Genomic DNA, 14,342 nt, shown 5'->3' with positions numbered 1-14,342 from the left:
CCTCAGGGTGTGGAGGGCGCGGCCGTGGCCGCCGGCCGGTCGCGGAACAGCAGCAGGAAGGCGATCAACACCACCAGTGCAACGCCGGCCGGGAACAGCCAGATCTGCTGCCAGTCGGGGCCGGCCTCGGTGGTGAAGTGCTCCACCACCGCGCCGGACAGGAAGGTGCCGATCAGCATTCCCACGCCGTAGGTAGCCAGGGTGATGAAGCCCTGCGCGCTGCTGCGCGCGGCGGGGCCGGCATGCGCATCGGTGTAGATCTGGCCGGTGACGAAGAAGAAGTCGTAGCAGATGCCGTGCAGCACGATGCCGATCACCAGCAGCGAGAAGCCGCTGCCCGCATCGCCGAAGGCGAACATGGCGTAGCGCACCACCCAGGCGGCCATGCCGACCGCCAGCATGGTCTTCACCCCCAGCCGCACGAACAGGAACGGCATGGCCAGCATGAGCAGCACTTCGGAGACCTGGCCCAGCGACTGCAGGCCTGCTGCGCCGCGCACGCCCAGGTCGTTGAGATACGGATTGGTGAAGTTGTAGTAGAACGACAGCGGGATGCAGATGGCGATGGACGCCAGGAAAAACACCAGGTAGGCACGCGACTTCAGCAGTCGCAACGAATCCAGCCCCAGGATCTGCCCCAGTCCGGCATCGCGCTGCTGCGCCAGCGGTGGCGTGTGCGGCAGGGTGAATGCATACAGGCCCAGCACCAGCGATGCCAGCGCGGCCATGCGGAAGGTGAGTTCAAGCCGGTGCGCCTGTTCCCAGCCCAGCCAGCCGATCAGCACGCCTGCGACGATCCAGCCGATGCTGCCGGCCACGCGTACCAGCGGGAACTGTTTCTCGGGCGACTGCATGTGCCGCATCGCCACGCTGTTGGCCAGTGCCAATGTCGGCATGAACAGCAGCATGTAGCCCATCACGCAGGCCGAGAACACGCTGAAGCTGGATGCCGTGGACGCCAGCCACATCAGCACCGCGCCGGCCAGGTGCAGCACCGCAAGGATGCGCTGCGCCGCGAAGTAGCGGTCGGCGATCAGCCCGACCAGGAACGGCGCCACGATGGCGCCGATGGACTGGCTGAGGAAGGCGGTGGCCACCTGGCTCGCGCTGGCCTGCAGCGGGCCCTGCACCAGGTAGGTTCCGAGGGTGACGAACCACGCCCCCCAGATGAAGAACTGCAGAAACATCATCGCGCCCAGGCGCGACATGGCGTGCGTCATGGCTTGCCCTCCCGGGGCGGTCTTGGCTCAGATTCCCAGCATGCGGTGCAGTGATGCGGCGTCCGTGCCACTGTCGGCAAAGTCGTCGAAGGCGCGTTCGGTCACGCGGATGATGTGGTCGCGGATGAAGGCGGCACCTTCGCGTGCGCCGTCCTCGGGGTGCTTCAGGCAGCACTCCCATTCCAGTACCGCCCAGCCGGGGAAGTCGTACTGGGCGAACTTCGAGAAGATCGGCTTGAAGTCGATCTGGCCATCACCGAGCGAACGGAAGCGGCCCGGACGCTCGATCCAGTCCTGGTAGCCGCCATACACGCCGCTGCTTGCGCTGGGGCGATACTCCGCGTCCTTGACGTGGAAGATGCCGATGCGCGCGTGGTAGCGGTCGATGAAACCCAGGTAGTCCATCTGCTGCAGCAGCAGGTGGCTGGGGTCGTACAGGATCTTGGCGCGGGGGTGATGATCCACCACATCGAGGAAGCGTTCGAAAGTCGCGCCATCGTGCAGGTCCTCACCCGGGTGGATCTCGAAGCAGAGATCCACGCCGCAGGCATCGAAGGCATCGAGGATCGGGCGCCAGCGGCGGCCGAGTTCGGCGAAGGCTTCTTCCACCAGTCCCGGTGGGCGCTGCGGCCAGGGATAGAAATAGGGCCAGGCCAATGCGCCGGAGAACGTGGCATGCGCGGTCAGCCCCAGCCGCTGGCTGGCTTTGGCGGCCAACAGAAGCTGCTCCACCGCCCAGGCCTGGCGGGCGGCGGGATCGCCACGCTTGTCCGCGGGTGCGAATCCGTCGAACAAGCTGTCGTAGGCCGGATGGACCGCGACCAGCTGCCCCTGCAGATGGGTGGACAGCTCGGTGATCTGCACGCCATGACCGGCCAGCATGCCGGCGACGTCGTCGCAGTACGCCTGGCTGCGTGCCGCCTCGGCCAGATCGAACAGGTGGGGCGCCGTGGTGGGGACTTGTACGCCAGAATAGCCCAGACCCGCGGCCCATCCGGCCAGCGTGTCCAGCCGATCAAAAGGAGCCGTGTCGCCGATGAACTGCGCCAGGAACAGCGCTGGACCCTTGAGCGTCTTCAACGTGATTCGCCCTCGATGCAATCGATTGCATTATCCTAGCAGGGGCTTACGCAGGACCTGTTGTGCAGTGCACAGCGGGCGGGAGAACTAACGCCATGGCCACCATCTACGACATCGCAAAGCACGTCGGCGTCTCCGCCGGCACCGTGTCGCGTGCACTTTCGCGGCCGGACAAAGTGCTGCCGGCCACGCGCACGCGCATCGAGCAGGCCGCCGCGGCGTTGGGCTACGTGCCCAACACGGTCGCCCGCACGCTCAAGACCCAGCGCAGCGGCAAGATCCTGGTCACGGTGCCGGATATCGCCAACCCGTTCTTCGCGCAGATCCTGCAGGGCGCGGAAGACGCCGCGCAGGCTGTCGGCTATGCGGTGCTGCTGGGCGATACGCAGGACCAACCCGACCGCGAGGAGCGCTACGCGCAGATGCTCCGGCGCAACGAGGCCGACGGCATGATCGTGCTTGGCCATCGCCTGCCACCGACGGCGCGCGAGATTGTCCAGCAGAGGGGGGCTGCCGCGCCGGTGGTCAACGGCTGCGAGTTCGATCCCGCGCTCGGCCTGCCCAGTGTTCACATCGACAATGCCGCCGCCGCACGTGCCGTCATGGAGCACTTGTACGCACTGGGCCATGAACGGATCGCCGTGGTCGGTGGGCCGCCGGACAATCCCCTGCACCAGCAGCGCCTGGAAGGGGTGCGGGCGGCCGGCAAGGCGCGCGGCCGCCTGCGCCAGCTGAGCATCGTGCCCGGGGATTTTTCAGTGGAATCCGGCCATGCGGCTGCCATGGCGCTGCTGGACGGCACGTCCGCACCAACCGCGATCTTCTGCTTCAGCGACCAGATGGCGCTGGGCACCCTGGCGGCCTGCCGGGAGCTGGGCATCCGCGTGCCGGAAGACCTGTCCATCGTCGGCTTTGATGATCTGGCGTCTTCCCGCTACCTCACGCCGCCGCTGACGACCATCCGGCAGCCGATGCGGGAAATCGGCGCGCGCGCGGTCAACCTGCTGCTCGCCATCATCGAACAGGTGGATGTCCCGCTTCAACAGACGCTGGATTTCAGCCTGATGGTGCGGGGATCGACGGCTGCGCCCCGACGCGGGTGACCACGGGGTGGGGCCGCGGGAGCGTGGCAGCCGGCCCGCGCGATATCGTGCAACCTTGATCCCGAATTGACGCAAAGCTGTCAGACTCATCGCAGGCAGCCCGGCAAGGGCCGTAGCAGCAGGTGCGATCGCGCAAGGGGGGCGGCAATGCCATTCTTCACCGATTCGGCGGAAGGCGCGGTCGAAGGCATTGGCGCGGCACGTCGCATCGGCTGGATGCGTTTCGTCGGCAATGGACTGGGAGCGATCCCCATCGCCTCGATCATGCTTGAACGCCAGGATGGCGGGCTGGCGTGGGTCCTGCTGCTGCTCAACGCGCTGGCGTGGCCGGCACTGGCATTGCTGCTGACCCAGCGCTCCCGCCAGCCGGCGGTCGTCCAGTTCCGTTGCATGGTGGCCGACTCCTTCTTCGGCGGTGGCTGGATCGCCTTCATGGCGTTGAGCGCGGTGCCCAGCGCACTGTTCGCCGCGCTGCTGGTGGCCGACAAGATCGCCGCCGGTGGCGTGCGCCTGGCGATGCGCGCCACGCTGGCCCTGCTGCTGGGCTTCGCACTCACCTGGTGGTTGCTCGGCTTCCCTTACCAGCCGGTCGCCTCGCAGCGCACGATCGTGCTGAGTGTCCCGTTCCTGTTCGTGTATGGCATCGGCCTCAGCATTCTCAGCTGGCAGCTGGCGCGCCGGGTCAAATCGCAGAACCGTCAGCTGCAGCGGCTCAGCCGGATGGACCCGCTGGTCGAGCTGGCCAACCGTGGCTTCCTGATCCTGCGTGCGCAGCAGGCGCTGGACCGGGCCCAGGGCCAGGGCGGCTTTGCCTGCCTGCTGATGCTCGATGTGGATGATTTCAAGCGCATCAATGACTCGCATGGCCACCGCGCCGGTGACGAGGTGCTGCGGCATATCGCGGCGACATTGCGCACCTTTGCCCGGCCCGGTGATACGCCCGCGCGGCTGGGGGGCGATGAGTTCGTAGTGCTGCTGCGCGACTGCGCGCCCGTCGATGCGATGCACGTGGCCGAGCGGGTGCGCCTGCACCTGCTGGAGGCCGCGCGGCAGGCCACGCCGGGCGTGGAGTTCAGCGTGAGTATCGGCATTGCCGCGACGCCGCGTGGCGGTAGTGTCGAGGACTGGTTGGCACTGGCCGACCGCGCGCTCTACCACGCCAAGCGGCAGGGCAAGAACACAGCCAGCTACGGCGAGTGAGTGCGGCACGGCTGCCGCCGAACGAGGCCGAAACGCCCGTTCATCCTGCACGCGGAATCGGCACGCCAATCCTCTACCATGGGCCACCCCGCCCGGACGCGCCGCCCATGCAAGACGCCCTCGTTGCCCAGCCCAAGCCCCCCGTTGCGAGGATCGCGGCCTGGCTGATGATGCTGTTGGGCATGTGGCTGGCGCTGAAGCTCGGCCTGGTGGTGACGCTGCTGTCGGGCCTGCTGGTGTTCCAGCTGACCCATGTGCTGGCGTCCACCGTGGAAGGCAAGCTGCCGCCGGGACGGGCGCGGGCGATCGCGGTGATCGTGTTGTCGGCAATCATCATCAGCGCGCTGGTGCTGGCCGGCATCGGCGTGGCGTCGTTCTTCCGCAACGAGACCGGTGGGCCGGACGCGCTGCTGGCACGGCTGATGGATATCCTCAATTCGTCGCGCCACCAGGTACCGGCGCTGCTGCAGCCGTATATCCCCGAGGACATGCCGGCGCTGCGTGCGGCGCTGAATGACTGGGCCGCCGAGCACCAGCGCCAGCTGGGCGTGGCCGGTACCTCGGTGGTGCAGGTGGGTGTACGCGTACTGATCGGCATGGTGCTGGGCGCGATGATCGCGCTGTATGACGAACTGCCGCTGCCGACGATGGGGCCGCTGGCGCAGGAGCTGATCGGGCGCACCAGCCGCCTGGCCACCGCGTTCCGCCAGGTGGTGTTCGCGCAGGTGAAGATCTCCCTGCTCAACACCCTTTTCACCGCCATCTTCCTGCTGGGCGTGCTGCCGTTGTTCGGCGTGCACCTGCCCCTTTCCAAGACGCTGGTGCTGATCACCTTCATCGCCGGCCTGCTGCCGGTGGTGGGCAACATCATCTCCAACACCATCATCAGCATCGTCGCGTTGTCGGTCTCGTTCTATGTGGCCGTGGCCGCGCTGTTGTACCTGATCGTGATCCACAAGCTGGAGTACTTCCTCAATGCGCGCATCGTCGGTGGCGAGATCCAGGCGCGTGCCTGGGAGCTGCTGCTGGCCATGCTGGTGATGGAGGCGGCGTTCGGCCTGCCGGGCCTGGTCGCCGCGCCGGTGTTCTATGCCTACGTGAAGCGCGAACTGGTCGACCAGCGCTGGATCTGACGCGGCTGGGCATGACGTATTTGTCCCGGTTCGAATGTCCGCGCGGCCTTGTCGGTGCGTTCGCGGTCGGCAGGGTATACCCACCGCCACGGTTGGCCCGCGAGTGGCTTGGCGCCTGTGTAGCCGGCCGTTACAGTGTTCGGTACTACAGGGGAAATGTGCATGGCCCGCAAGGCGTCGCCCATCGGACTGCGGACCTGGGTCTGGATCCTGGCTGGGCTGTTCGTAGTCTGTACGCTGCCGCTGATGGCCATCGCACTGGTGCAGGGCACGCTGCGCTTCACGGCCGCCGAGGACAACCTGGCCAGCCTGCGCCAGCTGCGGCAGACCTTCGACCTGGCCAACCTGGTGTCGGCCGAACGCGGCCCCGCCAACAGCCTGCTGGGGGCCGACCCGGCCGATGCGGCCGAGCAGGCACGGCTGGCCGCGCAGCTGGCGGCCGCGCGCAAGCGGGTCGACGCTGCCCTGCTGCAGCTGGACACCGTGTTCAAGGCTGATCCGGGAGTGGTCAACGAGCATGGGCTGCTGGCCGACGCGCAACGTCGCCTGCAATCGGCGCGGGCTGCGGTCGACCGGGTCGTGGCGCAACCCCATGACGCACGCCGCGTGGAGGAGGTGGAGCGTGCGATCAGTGGCATGTTCGCCGTGGTCGATCGCCTGCACCTGCTGACCTCGGCACAGATCAACGTGCTGGTCAGCGCCGACCGTGAAGCAGCGATTCCGGCGATGCAGGGCCAGGTGCTGATCGATCTTCGCGAGCATGGTGGCCGCCTGGCCTCGAATGTGATGGCGCCGGTGGCGGTGCCAGGGGCATGGCGGGAGGAACAGGTACGCGCTGCACTGCAGACCGAGGGTCGCCTGTTGGAGCTGTGGCGGTTGGCGGGCAGCCACGAGTCGGTGTTCCGCAGTGACCCGGAATTGTCATGGCACTGGGACATGGCGCGTCGGCAGTTCTTCGGCGAATCGCTGCCGATGATCGAGCAGTTGATCGAAGATGGCCGCCGAGGCCTGCCGCCGCCATGGACCGCCGCCGAATTCACCACGCGCTACGTGCCGACCCTGCAGTCGCTTGAGGCGCTGCGTGATGGCTACCTGAGCGTGTCCATCGCCCGCTTTGAACGCACCCGCAATCGCGAGGCCATGCGCCTGGCCGTGCTGGTGGCGACCGCGCTGGGCACACTGGTGGTGCTGGGCGTGGCATTGCGCATTGCCCACCGGCAGATCCTGCAGCCGTTGCTGCAGGCGCAGGCGCAGGTGATCCAGCTTGCCTCGGATGCACCCGGTCCGGAGCAGCATGTCACCCACCCGCTGGCCGAGATGCAGCGCTTGTTCGACGCCATCGAAGTACTGCGTGAGAAATCGCGCGAGCGCTCGGCACTGACCAGCGAGCTGCGCCAGCTCGCTGGCACCGACGAGCTGACCGGATTGTTGAACCGGCGCGCGCTGGATGAGGTGGTGCAGCAGAGACACGCGGGGGGCGATGCAAGCGCCGTGGTGATCCTGCTGGACGTGGATCGCTTCAAGGCGATCAACGATGGCCATGGTCATGATGCCGGCGACGAAGTGCTGGTGCGGGTGGCGCAGTTGTTGCGGCATCAGCTGCGCCGCAGCGACAGCATCGCCCGTTATGGCGGCGAGGAATTCCTGGTGCTGCTGGCCGACGGTGATCTGGCCGGTGGCCGGCAGCTGGCCGAGTCGTTGCGATTGGCCCTGCAGCAGATGGACATCGCGCTGGCCGGCGGCACCGTGCTGCGGGTGACCGCCAGTTTCGGCGTGGCCGAGGGCGGCACCGACGCGCTGGGCTGGCGCACCCTGCTGCGTGCCGCCGATGCGGCCATGTACCGGGCCAAGGCGCAGGGGCGTGATCGGGTACGGGTGGCGGGTGGCGGCCGCATCACGCGCTGAGGGTACGCCTCAGCCGATGCGTGCATGCACCCGCCGCAGCGTCCGCGCGATCATCCGGCGCGCGATCGGGCGTGGTACCGATAAGCCACGCCAGCGCAGCGCACCCACCCGGAAGGTGGCGGTGGCGGTGGCCAGTACGTTGCCTGCCGGGTCAGTCAGCCAGCCACGCGTGAAGGCGATGCTCCCCTTGCTGTGCTCGACTTCGCCCCAACCGATGATGCGCCCGGGTCGTGCCGGACTGACGAAACTGGTCTTGGATTCCACCATGACCGCGATGCGGTTGGCGGGCAGTGTGGCGTAGATCGCCGGCCCCATGCAGTCATCCAGCATCGCCGACAGGAAGCCTCCCTGCACGTTGCCCATCGGGTTGGTCAGCATCGGCCCGGCGTCGAACTCGACATGGATGCGGCGCAGTGCGTCGTCGTATTCGACGAATCGCCAGCCGAGCAGGGTGCCCGCCTGGGAGGGCGGCAGATCACCGTTGACCACGCTGTAGAAGATCGATTCGGGATTCATGGGAGCCTCGATGGAGGGATAGGAGGGAGCACGCATCAGGACAGTGCCAACAGGGCCAGCACGAATCCGATGACCGACAGCAGCACCACCGCGGCGCCGGCGGGCACCGGTGTACGCGCACCGGTGCGTCGCCGCACGCCGGAAGCGACCAGTACCGGCGGCACGGTGGCGACCAGGCAGAACAGCTGGAAGGCCAGCAGTTGCGGCAGCGCGAAGTGTCCGCCGAAGAAGATCAGCCAGGCCAGCATCACGCCGGCGCCGGCCAGTGCGATCCAACCGGCGCCGACCACGCGGATGAGTGCCATCAGCAGCAACTGCATGCGCGGTTCGACCTCCTTCCATGGCAGGCCCACGGCCTGGCCGTGGTAGGGCATGAAGTCGGAGCGTTTCAGGTAGGCCGCAGCAAACAGCGAGACAATGAAGAACGCCAACAGGTAGCAGCCGAACGCGAGCCAGGCGAACAGGTCCATGTGGGGGCCATGCGGTTGCGGAGGGGAGCCTCGGTGATGCCGGCGGCCATGCCGGATGCATCGCGAGGTTGCGCGATTCTCGGGCAATGCCCTGTTAGAGGCGTGTCGCGGCGTGGAGGACCGTTCCTCCATCCGCCTTTAACGCGGGTGTGGTGGTGAGGAATGCGTCACACACGTGCCATGCGCCCTATCGCGTTTTCTGTGAAGAGGTCGCAACTGCCCATCCACGCTTCGGTCACCGCTCTGCGCAGACGCTGGGATTCCATCCGACGAGGGACGACGACATGAGCCAGCTCACCCTGCCTGAACTGTCCAGGAAAATGGCCGGCATCGATTTCACGATGCTGCAGACCCACGCCGGCGGAGAGATTGCCGGTCGTCCGATGAGCAACAACGGCGACGTGGACTATGACGGTGACAGCTGGTTTTTCACCACCGAAGACACCGACATGGTGCGCGAGATTGAAGCTGACCCCGCCGTCGCGTTGGGTTTTTCCGGCAGCAAGTCGCTGCTGGGCAAGCCACCGTTGTTCGTGCACGTGCAGGGAAGGGCAGCGCTGGTGCGCGACCGGGCCACGATGAGCCAGCACTGGGTGAAGGACCTGGAGCGATGGTTCGAACAGGGCGTGGATACACCGGGACTGGTGCTGATTCACGTGCGCGCCAGCCGCATCCACTACTGGGATGGCGAGGACGAGGGCGAAATCGTTATCTGAGCGGAACCGTGCAGGGCCCGGCGCATCGTGTTCCAGGGTCAGCAGTTCGCAGGGTGTGCTGCCGGATCCCCAACATTGGCCAGCTCCGGTGCCAAGGCGTGTTCCACCGCACGCCGCAGCAGTGCCGGCGCGACATAGTGCCGGTGCCCGGCGTCGATCAGTGCCATGTACATGCCGCCGAACGCATTGAAGGTCTGCACGCGAGAGCCCAGGCTGATCTCGACATGTCCATCGCTACGCCGCTGCACGCGCACGCTGCTGCGGAAACGCAGGTGCCGATCGTCGGCGCCGAGCAGGACCTCGGCGTCGTTGTCCTGCGTATCGATGTGCGAATCCAGCACCGGAAATCGACCAGCGAACAACCGGCTGCGATCGGTGGACAGCAGTGACGACACCGGGCATCCCAGCGGCGACGTGCGCAACCGCAACGGCGCCACCAGTCGGTTTCGCAGCGCCATCAGATGGCCTACGCCGCTGGGCGGATTGCGCAGGAAGCCGTCCAGTACATCGGCCAGCAGTGCCGACGCGGAGCGGTGGACCACCTGCGAGGGTTCCAGGCACAGGGTGGTCAGGTCCTGGTAGTGGCTGTGCGGCAGCGCTGTGGGCAGCAGGCCATCGGTGGCGGCGGGCCGCGAACGGATGGGATAGGCCGGTGTGGCACGTTCGACGAACCCGTGCAGCGGCCGCATGGGGATGCGGCGCAGCGGGCCGAGCAGGGCACGGGTACGCGCGCAGAGGTGTGCGCACAGGCTGGGAGGCGCCGCCTGCAGCGACAGTTGCAACAGCGGTGCCGCCGCAAGCGAAGTGCCCGAAGGCCAGTGCGATTTCGGAAGCACCTCGGTCAGGCTGGGGATATCGGCGGCATTGCGTTGCACCTGTGCACGCGCCTGCTCGCTCATCGCGCCGGCCAGTTCATTGCTGTGGCAGGACAACGCGAACAGCGCGGGATGTGCAGGATGGTTCGACGCGAACTGGTGCCAGGTGCCGCCGCCGAAGCGCACGGTAAACAGGCAGTCCGGTGGGATGCGGATGCGCCGAAGCGTGCGCGCGAAGGCACCGGGATCTGCTGCCAGCTGCGTGTCGGAGGCGGTGGCGAAACGCAGCTCGGCTCCCGCGCTGCCGGCGATGGCGGTGAACATGCGCGGGCCTGCATGGCGATGAAACGGGTGGCCACCGGCACCGACGGTGAAGCTGTACAGCGAGGAGGCATCCCCGTGCTGCAGGTGCATGCCACCCAGTCGCGCCGAAGGTTCATCCAACGCATCGATGAACGCCGGGTGGTGGCGCTGACGCTGGCCGGCGTCACTCACCAGCGCGTCACCGGCACCGATGCCGAGCTGCGCGATCAGGGTGACTTCGGTCGGACTGCCGCCGTCCTGTGCCGGAAGCTGCACTGCTGGAAACGAACGGCGATCGCGGGTCGAACCAGGCATCGTCATGCTCCTTGGCGGGGCGGATCAGCGGGCGGGGGACTTGCGGCGGGCGCGGGCTTCACGCTTGAGCGGGCCGCCGACAGGGCAGACTTCGGCCGCCCACGAGAACAACGTGTTGGCCAAACGGTCGGGTACCTGCCTGAAGTACACGAACTGGCCGCGTTTCTCGCGTTCGATCAGTCCGGCTTCCTCGAGGATGCGCAGGTGGCTGGACAACGCCGGCTTGCTGAAGTCGAAGCGCTCGGCCAGCTCGCCCGCGCTGAGTTCGCCGGCGCTGAGATAGGCCAGGATCTGCCGGCGGGCGGTGGAGGCAAGGGCTTCGAAGATGCGGTCCATGGCGAGCTAATTAACTAATTCATTAACTGATACTCCTCCCGCCGGTGGCGGCTGTCAAGCCATGACCCATTGCGCGGCGCGCCCGGGCTTTGCCATCCTCCCTGCTGTTCTTCGTAGCGTGGAATCCCGATGCGTCCTGCGTTCTGGCTGGCTTTGGCCCTGCTGCCCACCCTGGCGGCGGCGCAACCCGCGCGCACGCCCAAGGCCAAGGCTCCGGCGCAGGATCCCTTCAGCGAGTTGTTCGATACCGCCTGCATGCAGCACATCGGGGCCCCGGCGCGGTTGCAGTCGCTGATGGAATCCAATGGGCTGTCGCCGCTGCAGCCCGCCGAAGCCGCCACGCTGTTGCAGGGGCAATCGGGCGTGGCCTGGATGGTGCCCCTGGCCAGTGGCCGTTATGCGGTGAGCTGGGCTGACGATGGCACGTGCACGGTCTACGCCGAGAAGGCCGACGCGGCGGTCGTGCAGAAGGGATTCGCCCGGTTGGTGCAGGCCGCGCCGATGCCGTTGCAGGTGCGCTCGCTGCCGGGACGTGGGCCGCTCTCGGCCGATCAGGTGGCCATCCAGTACGGCTGGGCCACCCCGGGGCAGGGCAAGCTGCAGGTGCGCTTCCGCCTGGTCACGCGGCAGGCCGCCGATGCCGGCGTGCAGGCGATGGCCTCTGCGACGCCGGGTGAAGCGATGCTGGAGCGGGGCGCGCCCGGGCCCTGACAGGAGCCACGCCTGCGGTTCAGCCTTTCACGGGGCGTGTGATATATCGTTTATCGATAAATCCATCCCGGGGCGGCGCGTCCACCCCAACACCGGAGGCCGCTTGACCGCTCGTCCCGCCCGCGCCAGACCCGCGCGAGGCCTGTTTGCCCTGGCCCAGGCCGCCGTACAGGCCGTCCGGGCGATGTGCTGGCTGGGCATCCTGGCCGCACTGCTGGCGGTGCCGCTGGTCGCCCACGACCGTCGCTGGCTGCTCGACAGCGTGCATGACGCCGAGGCCGCTGCCGCGCACGGCAATGATCTGTTCCTGCACTTCTGCCTGGGCCTGGGCGCGATCATCGCGCTGCTGGTGCTGTGCCTGCTGTTCCTGCGCCATCTGCTGAGGCTGCTGAAGTCGGCGGCGCGCGAGCGGCCGTTCACCCACGCCAATGCACGGCGGCTGCAGCGCATGGCCTGGCTGATGCTGGCAATGGAACTGCTGTCGATCCTGATCGGTGCCTATTCGGCCTGGATGGGCCCGGATTTCACCTGGATGGAGGTCGGCGGTGGCATGTCGATCACTGGCCTGGTGGCCGTGCTGATGCTGTTCGTGCTGGCGCGCGTCTTCGCCGTGGGCGCAGCGATGCGCGACGACCTCGACGGTGTCATCTGATGGCGATCGTCATCACCCTGGACCGCATGCTGCAGGCACGGGGCATGACCTTGTCCGAGCTGGCCGGGCGCATCGACATCACCCTGGCCAATCTGTCGATCCTGAAGACCGGCAAGGCGCGCGCCATCCGCTTTTCCACCCTTGATGCGATCTGCCGCGAGCTGCAGTGCACGCCCGGCGACCTGCTCGGGCACGACCCGGCGCGGGCACAGGACGCTGACTGAGCGGTCGCTCTTTCCCCTTACCTACTGACGAAACGGACCTGAAATGGAATGGTTGGCTGACCCCTCGATCTGGATGGGCCTTGCAACCCTGGTCGTGCTGGAGATCGTTCTCGGCATCGACAACCTGGTGTTCATCGCGATCCTTGCCGACAAGCTACCGCCGCACCAGCGTGACCGCGCGCGGGTAATCGGCCTGGCGCTGGCCTTGCTGATGCGGCTGGTGCTGCTGGCGGCGTTGGCGTGGATCATGAAACTGACCGAGCCGCTGCTGACGCTGTTCGACCACAGCTTCTCCGGGCGTGACCTGATCCTGTTGGGCGGTGGCCTGTTCCTGCTGTTCAAGGGCACCATGGAGCTGCACGAACGGCTGGAAGGCCGCGAACACCACGAGGATGGCAAGAAGGTCTACGCCAGCTTCGCAATGGTGGTGGCACAGATCGTGGTGCTCGACGCGGTGTTCTCGCTGGACTCGGTGATCACCGCGGTGGGCATGGTCGACAACCTTGGCGTGATGTATGCCGCCGTGACCATCGCGATGGCGCTGATGCTGTTGGCCAGCAAGCCGCTGACGCGCTTCGTCAACAAGCATCCCACGGTGGTGGTGCTGTGCCTGGGCTTCCTGCTGATGATCGGTTTCAGCCTGGTGGCCGAGGGCCTGGGCTACAAGATTCCGAAGGGTTACCTGTACGCGGCGATTGCCTTCTCGATCCTGGTCGAGGCGTTCAACCAGTGGGTGCGTTTCAACCGTGAGCGCAACGAGCGCCGCCAGCCGTTCCGCCAGCGCACCGCCGACGCCGTGCTGCGCATGCTGGGCGCGCGCCCGGCCAATGGCCACGACGACGAAAACGCGGACGAACACGTCGATGCCGAAGAGCGCCTGCAGCCGGCGGAGCACGAGATGATCCGCAGCGTGCTGGGGCTGGCCGATCGCCCGGTGTCGAGCGTGATGACGGTGCGTGCCGACGTGCAGTGGATCGACCTGGCCCGTGGGCAGGAGGATGTGGTGGCACGCCTGGTGGCGTCGCCGCACACCCGCCTGCTGGTGGGTGATGGCGACCTGGACAGCCTGCGTGGCGTGGTGCAGAGCCGCGACCTGCTGGCCGACCTGCTGCAGGGCAGGCCGCTGCAGCTGGAAGGCAACCTGCGCGAGCCGCAGTACGTGCTGTCCAGTGCCAGCGCGCTGCAGGCGCTGGAACTGATCCGCCAGCACCCGGTGCCGTTGGCGGTGGCGGTGGACGAGTACGGCAGCGTGGAAGGCCTGGTGACCGCCAACGACCTGCTGGCGGCCATTGCCGGTGACCTGGTCGATACCCAGGACGAGCGCTATGGCGTGGTCGCGCAGGGCGAGGACCAATGGGAGGCCGATGGTGCGCTGACTCTGGACGACCTGCAGCGGCTGGCCGGCGTATCGCTGCCGCGGAGTGCCGACTACATGACCATCTCCGGCCTGGTGCTGGAGCGTCTGGGGCGCCTGCCGGACATCGGTGACGCGGTGGAGATTGCGGATGTTCGCATCACCGTACTGGCGATGGAGAAGCGTCGCATCGCCCGCCTGCGGGTGGAGCGCCTGGCGCGTCCGTAGCGTCGAGCCATGCGCGATCGGGGTTCTGTAGCGTCGAGCCATGCTCGACGGCTTCCTGAGC

15 protein-coding genes are annotated in these 14,342 nt (G+C 67.3%); 9 read left to right on the top strand and 6 right to left on the bottom strand.

What is annotated here, in order from left to right; genetic code table 11:
* Positions 1 to 2: 2 nt before the first annotated feature.
* Together AC5P5R_RS01685 and AC5P5R_RS01680 are read right to left on the bottom strand one after the other, a co-directional pair.
* Positions 3 to 1,220: a nucleoside permease gene (locus AC5P5R_RS01685; protein ID WP_060379929.1), complete on the bottom strand. Its 1,218-nt coding sequence runs from the start codon at positions 1,218 to 1,220 to the stop codon at positions 3 to 5.
* Between the two features lie 27 nt (positions 1,221 to 1,247).
* Entirely contained in the window at positions 1,248 to 2,300 is a 1,053-nt protein-coding gene (locus tag AC5P5R_RS01680; protein ID WP_100437987.1) for a sugar phosphate isomerase/epimerase family protein, read from the bottom strand.
* Positions 2,301 to 2,395: 95 nt separating this feature from the next.
* On the opposite strand from AC5P5R_RS01680, the gene AC5P5R_RS01675 reads away from it, so the two are divergent.
* The 4 genes from AC5P5R_RS01675 to AC5P5R_RS01660 all read left to right on the top strand — a co-directional run bounded on the left by AC5P5R_RS01675 (position 2,396) and on the right by AC5P5R_RS01660 (position 7,641).
* Entirely contained in the window at positions 2,396 to 3,403 is a 1,008-nt protein-coding gene (locus AC5P5R_RS01675) for a LacI family DNA-binding transcriptional regulator (protein WP_012479402.1), read from the top strand.
* A gap of 147 nt (positions 3,404 to 3,550) precedes the next feature.
* A complete protein-coding gene (locus tag AC5P5R_RS01670) occupies positions 3,551 to 4,603 on the top strand; it encodes a sensor domain-containing diguanylate cyclase (RefSeq protein WP_138927386.1) in 1,053 nt (350 codons plus the stop codon).
* Between the two features lie 107 nt (positions 4,604 to 4,710).
* On the top strand, positions 4,711 to 5,736 hold the full coding sequence (locus tag AC5P5R_RS01665) for an AI-2E family transporter (protein ID WP_005408485.1): 1,026 nt from the start codon (positions 4,711 to 4,713) through the stop codon (positions 5,734 to 5,736).
* A 162-nt stretch (positions 5,737 to 5,898) separates the two neighbouring features.
* The gene (locus AC5P5R_RS01660) at positions 5,899 to 7,641 is read left to right on the top strand and encodes a GGDEF domain-containing protein (RefSeq protein ID WP_044571215.1); all 1,743 of its coding nucleotides are present in this window, start codon (positions 5,899 to 5,901) and stop codon (positions 7,639 to 7,641) included.
* Positions 7,642 to 7,650: 9 nt separating this feature from the next.
* On the opposite strand, the gene AC5P5R_RS01655 is transcribed toward AC5P5R_RS01660, so the two are convergent.
* Positions 7,651 to 8,157, bottom strand: coding sequence for a PaaI family thioesterase (locus AC5P5R_RS01655; protein WP_012479405.1), 507 nt, complete (start codon positions 8,155 to 8,157; stop codon positions 7,651 to 7,653).
* 35 nt (positions 8,158 to 8,192) lie between these two features.
* Positions 8,193 to 8,627: a hypothetical protein gene (locus AC5P5R_RS01650; RefSeq protein ID WP_012479406.1), complete on the bottom strand. Its 435-nt coding sequence runs from the start codon at positions 8,625 to 8,627 to the stop codon at positions 8,193 to 8,195.
* A gap of 284 nt (positions 8,628 to 8,911) precedes the next feature.
* Here AC5P5R_RS01650 and AC5P5R_RS01645 point away from each other — a divergent pair, with 284 nt between their 5' ends.
* The gene (locus AC5P5R_RS01645; RefSeq protein ID WP_012479407.1) at positions 8,912 to 9,343 is read left to right on the top strand and encodes a pyridoxamine 5'-phosphate oxidase family protein; all 432 of its coding nucleotides are present in this window, start codon (positions 8,912 to 8,914) and stop codon (positions 9,341 to 9,343) included.
* Positions 9,344 to 9,381: 38 nt separating this feature from the next.
* On the opposite strand, the gene AC5P5R_RS01640 is transcribed toward AC5P5R_RS01645, so the two are convergent.
* Together AC5P5R_RS01640 and AC5P5R_RS01635 are read right to left on the bottom strand one after the other, a co-directional pair.
* Positions 9,382 to 10,776 (bottom strand): DUF2867 domain-containing protein, encoded by a 1,395-nt coding sequence (locus AC5P5R_RS01640; protein ID WP_100437989.1) that lies wholly within the window; start codon positions 10,774 to 10,776, stop codon positions 9,382 to 9,384.
* A 24-nt stretch (positions 10,777 to 10,800) separates the two neighbouring features.
* On the bottom strand, positions 10,801 to 11,112 hold the full coding sequence (locus tag AC5P5R_RS01635) for a metalloregulator ArsR/SmtB family transcription factor (RefSeq protein WP_004147836.1): 312 nt from the start codon (positions 11,110 to 11,112) through the stop codon (positions 10,801 to 10,803).
* Positions 11,113 to 11,241: 129 nt separating this feature from the next.
* Between AC5P5R_RS01635 and AC5P5R_RS01630 the strand changes: the two genes are divergently transcribed.
* The 4 genes from AC5P5R_RS01630 to AC5P5R_RS01615 all read left to right on the top strand — a co-directional run bounded on the left by AC5P5R_RS01630 (position 11,242) and on the right by AC5P5R_RS01615 (position 14,281).
* Entirely contained in the window at positions 11,242 to 11,823 is a 582-nt protein-coding gene (locus AC5P5R_RS01630; RefSeq protein ID WP_005412577.1) for an NMCC_0638 family (lipo)protein, read from the top strand.
* Between the two features lie 184 nt (positions 11,824 to 12,007).
* The gene (locus AC5P5R_RS01625) at positions 12,008 to 12,475 is read left to right on the top strand and encodes a DUF2975 domain-containing protein (protein WP_005412578.1); all 468 of its coding nucleotides are present in this window, start codon (positions 12,008 to 12,010) and stop codon (positions 12,473 to 12,475) included.
* Positions 12,475 to 12,699: a helix-turn-helix domain-containing protein gene (locus AC5P5R_RS01620; protein ID WP_495226299.1), complete on the top strand. Its 225-nt coding sequence runs from the start codon at positions 12,475 to 12,477 to the stop codon at positions 12,697 to 12,699. Before AC5P5R_RS01625 ends, AC5P5R_RS01620 begins: the two co-directional genes overlap by 1 nt.
* Before the next feature lie 43 nt (positions 12,700 to 12,742).
* Positions 12,743 to 14,281, top strand: a complete 1,539-nt coding sequence (locus AC5P5R_RS01615) for a TerC family protein (protein WP_049460057.1) — start codon at positions 12,743 to 12,745, stop codon at positions 14,279 to 14,281.
* The last annotated feature ends 61 nt before the right edge of the window (positions 14,282 to 14,342 follow it).

This window comes from Stenotrophomonas sp. YJH_SMC_19, assembly GCF_059367915.1.
This window is presented reverse-complemented; position numbering and strand designations above follow the sequence as displayed.

Excerpts from the sequence above, each read along its gene's own strand:
- AC5P5R_RS01675 (WP_012479402.1), top strand. The coding sequence starts at position 2,396 with ATGGCCACCATCTACGACATCGCAAAGCACGTCGGCGTCTCCGCCGGC.
- AC5P5R_RS01660 (WP_044571215.1), top strand. The coding sequence starts at position 5,899 with ATGGCCCGCAAGGCGTCGCCCATCGGACTGCGGACCTGGGTCTGGATC.
- AC5P5R_RS01640 (WP_100437989.1), bottom strand. The coding sequence starts at position 10,776 with ATGCCTGGTTCGACCCGCGATCGCCGTTCGTTTCCAGCAGTGCAGCTT.
- AC5P5R_RS01630 (WP_005412577.1), top strand. The coding sequence starts at position 11,242 with ATGCGTCCTGCGTTCTGGCTGGCTTTGGCCCTGCTGCCCACCCTGGCG.
- AC5P5R_RS01655 (WP_012479405.1), bottom strand. The coding sequence starts at position 8,157 with ATGAATCCCGAATCGATCTTCTACAGCGTGGTCAACGGTGATCTGCCG.
- AC5P5R_RS01625 (WP_005412578.1), top strand. The coding sequence starts at position 12,008 with ATGTGCTGGCTGGGCATCCTGGCCGCACTGCTGGCGGTGCCGCTGGTC.
- AC5P5R_RS01670 (WP_138927386.1), top strand. The coding sequence starts at position 3,551 with ATGCCATTCTTCACCGATTCGGCGGAAGGCGCGGTCGAAGGCATTGGC.
- AC5P5R_RS01665 (WP_005408485.1), top strand. The coding sequence starts at position 4,711 with ATGCAAGACGCCCTCGTTGCCCAGCCCAAGCCCCCCGTTGCGAGGATC.
- AC5P5R_RS01685 (WP_060379929.1), bottom strand. The coding sequence starts at position 1,220 with ATGACGCACGCCATGTCGCGCCTGGGCGCGATGATGTTTCTGCAGTTC.
- AC5P5R_RS01645 (WP_012479407.1), top strand. The coding sequence starts at position 8,912 with ATGAGCCAGCTCACCCTGCCTGAACTGTCCAGGAAAATGGCCGGCATC.
- AC5P5R_RS01620 (WP_495226299.1), top strand. The coding sequence starts at position 12,475 with ATGGCGATCGTCATCACCCTGGACCGCATGCTGCAGGCACGGGGCATG.
- AC5P5R_RS01635 (WP_004147836.1), bottom strand. The coding sequence starts at position 11,112 with ATGGACCGCATCTTCGAAGCCCTTGCCTCCACCGCCCGCCGGCAGATC.
- AC5P5R_RS01615 (WP_049460057.1), top strand. The coding sequence starts at position 12,743 with ATGGAATGGTTGGCTGACCCCTCGATCTGGATGGGCCTTGCAACCCTG.
- AC5P5R_RS01650 (WP_012479406.1), bottom strand. The coding sequence starts at position 8,627 with ATGGACCTGTTCGCCTGGCTCGCGTTCGGCTGCTACCTGTTGGCGTTC.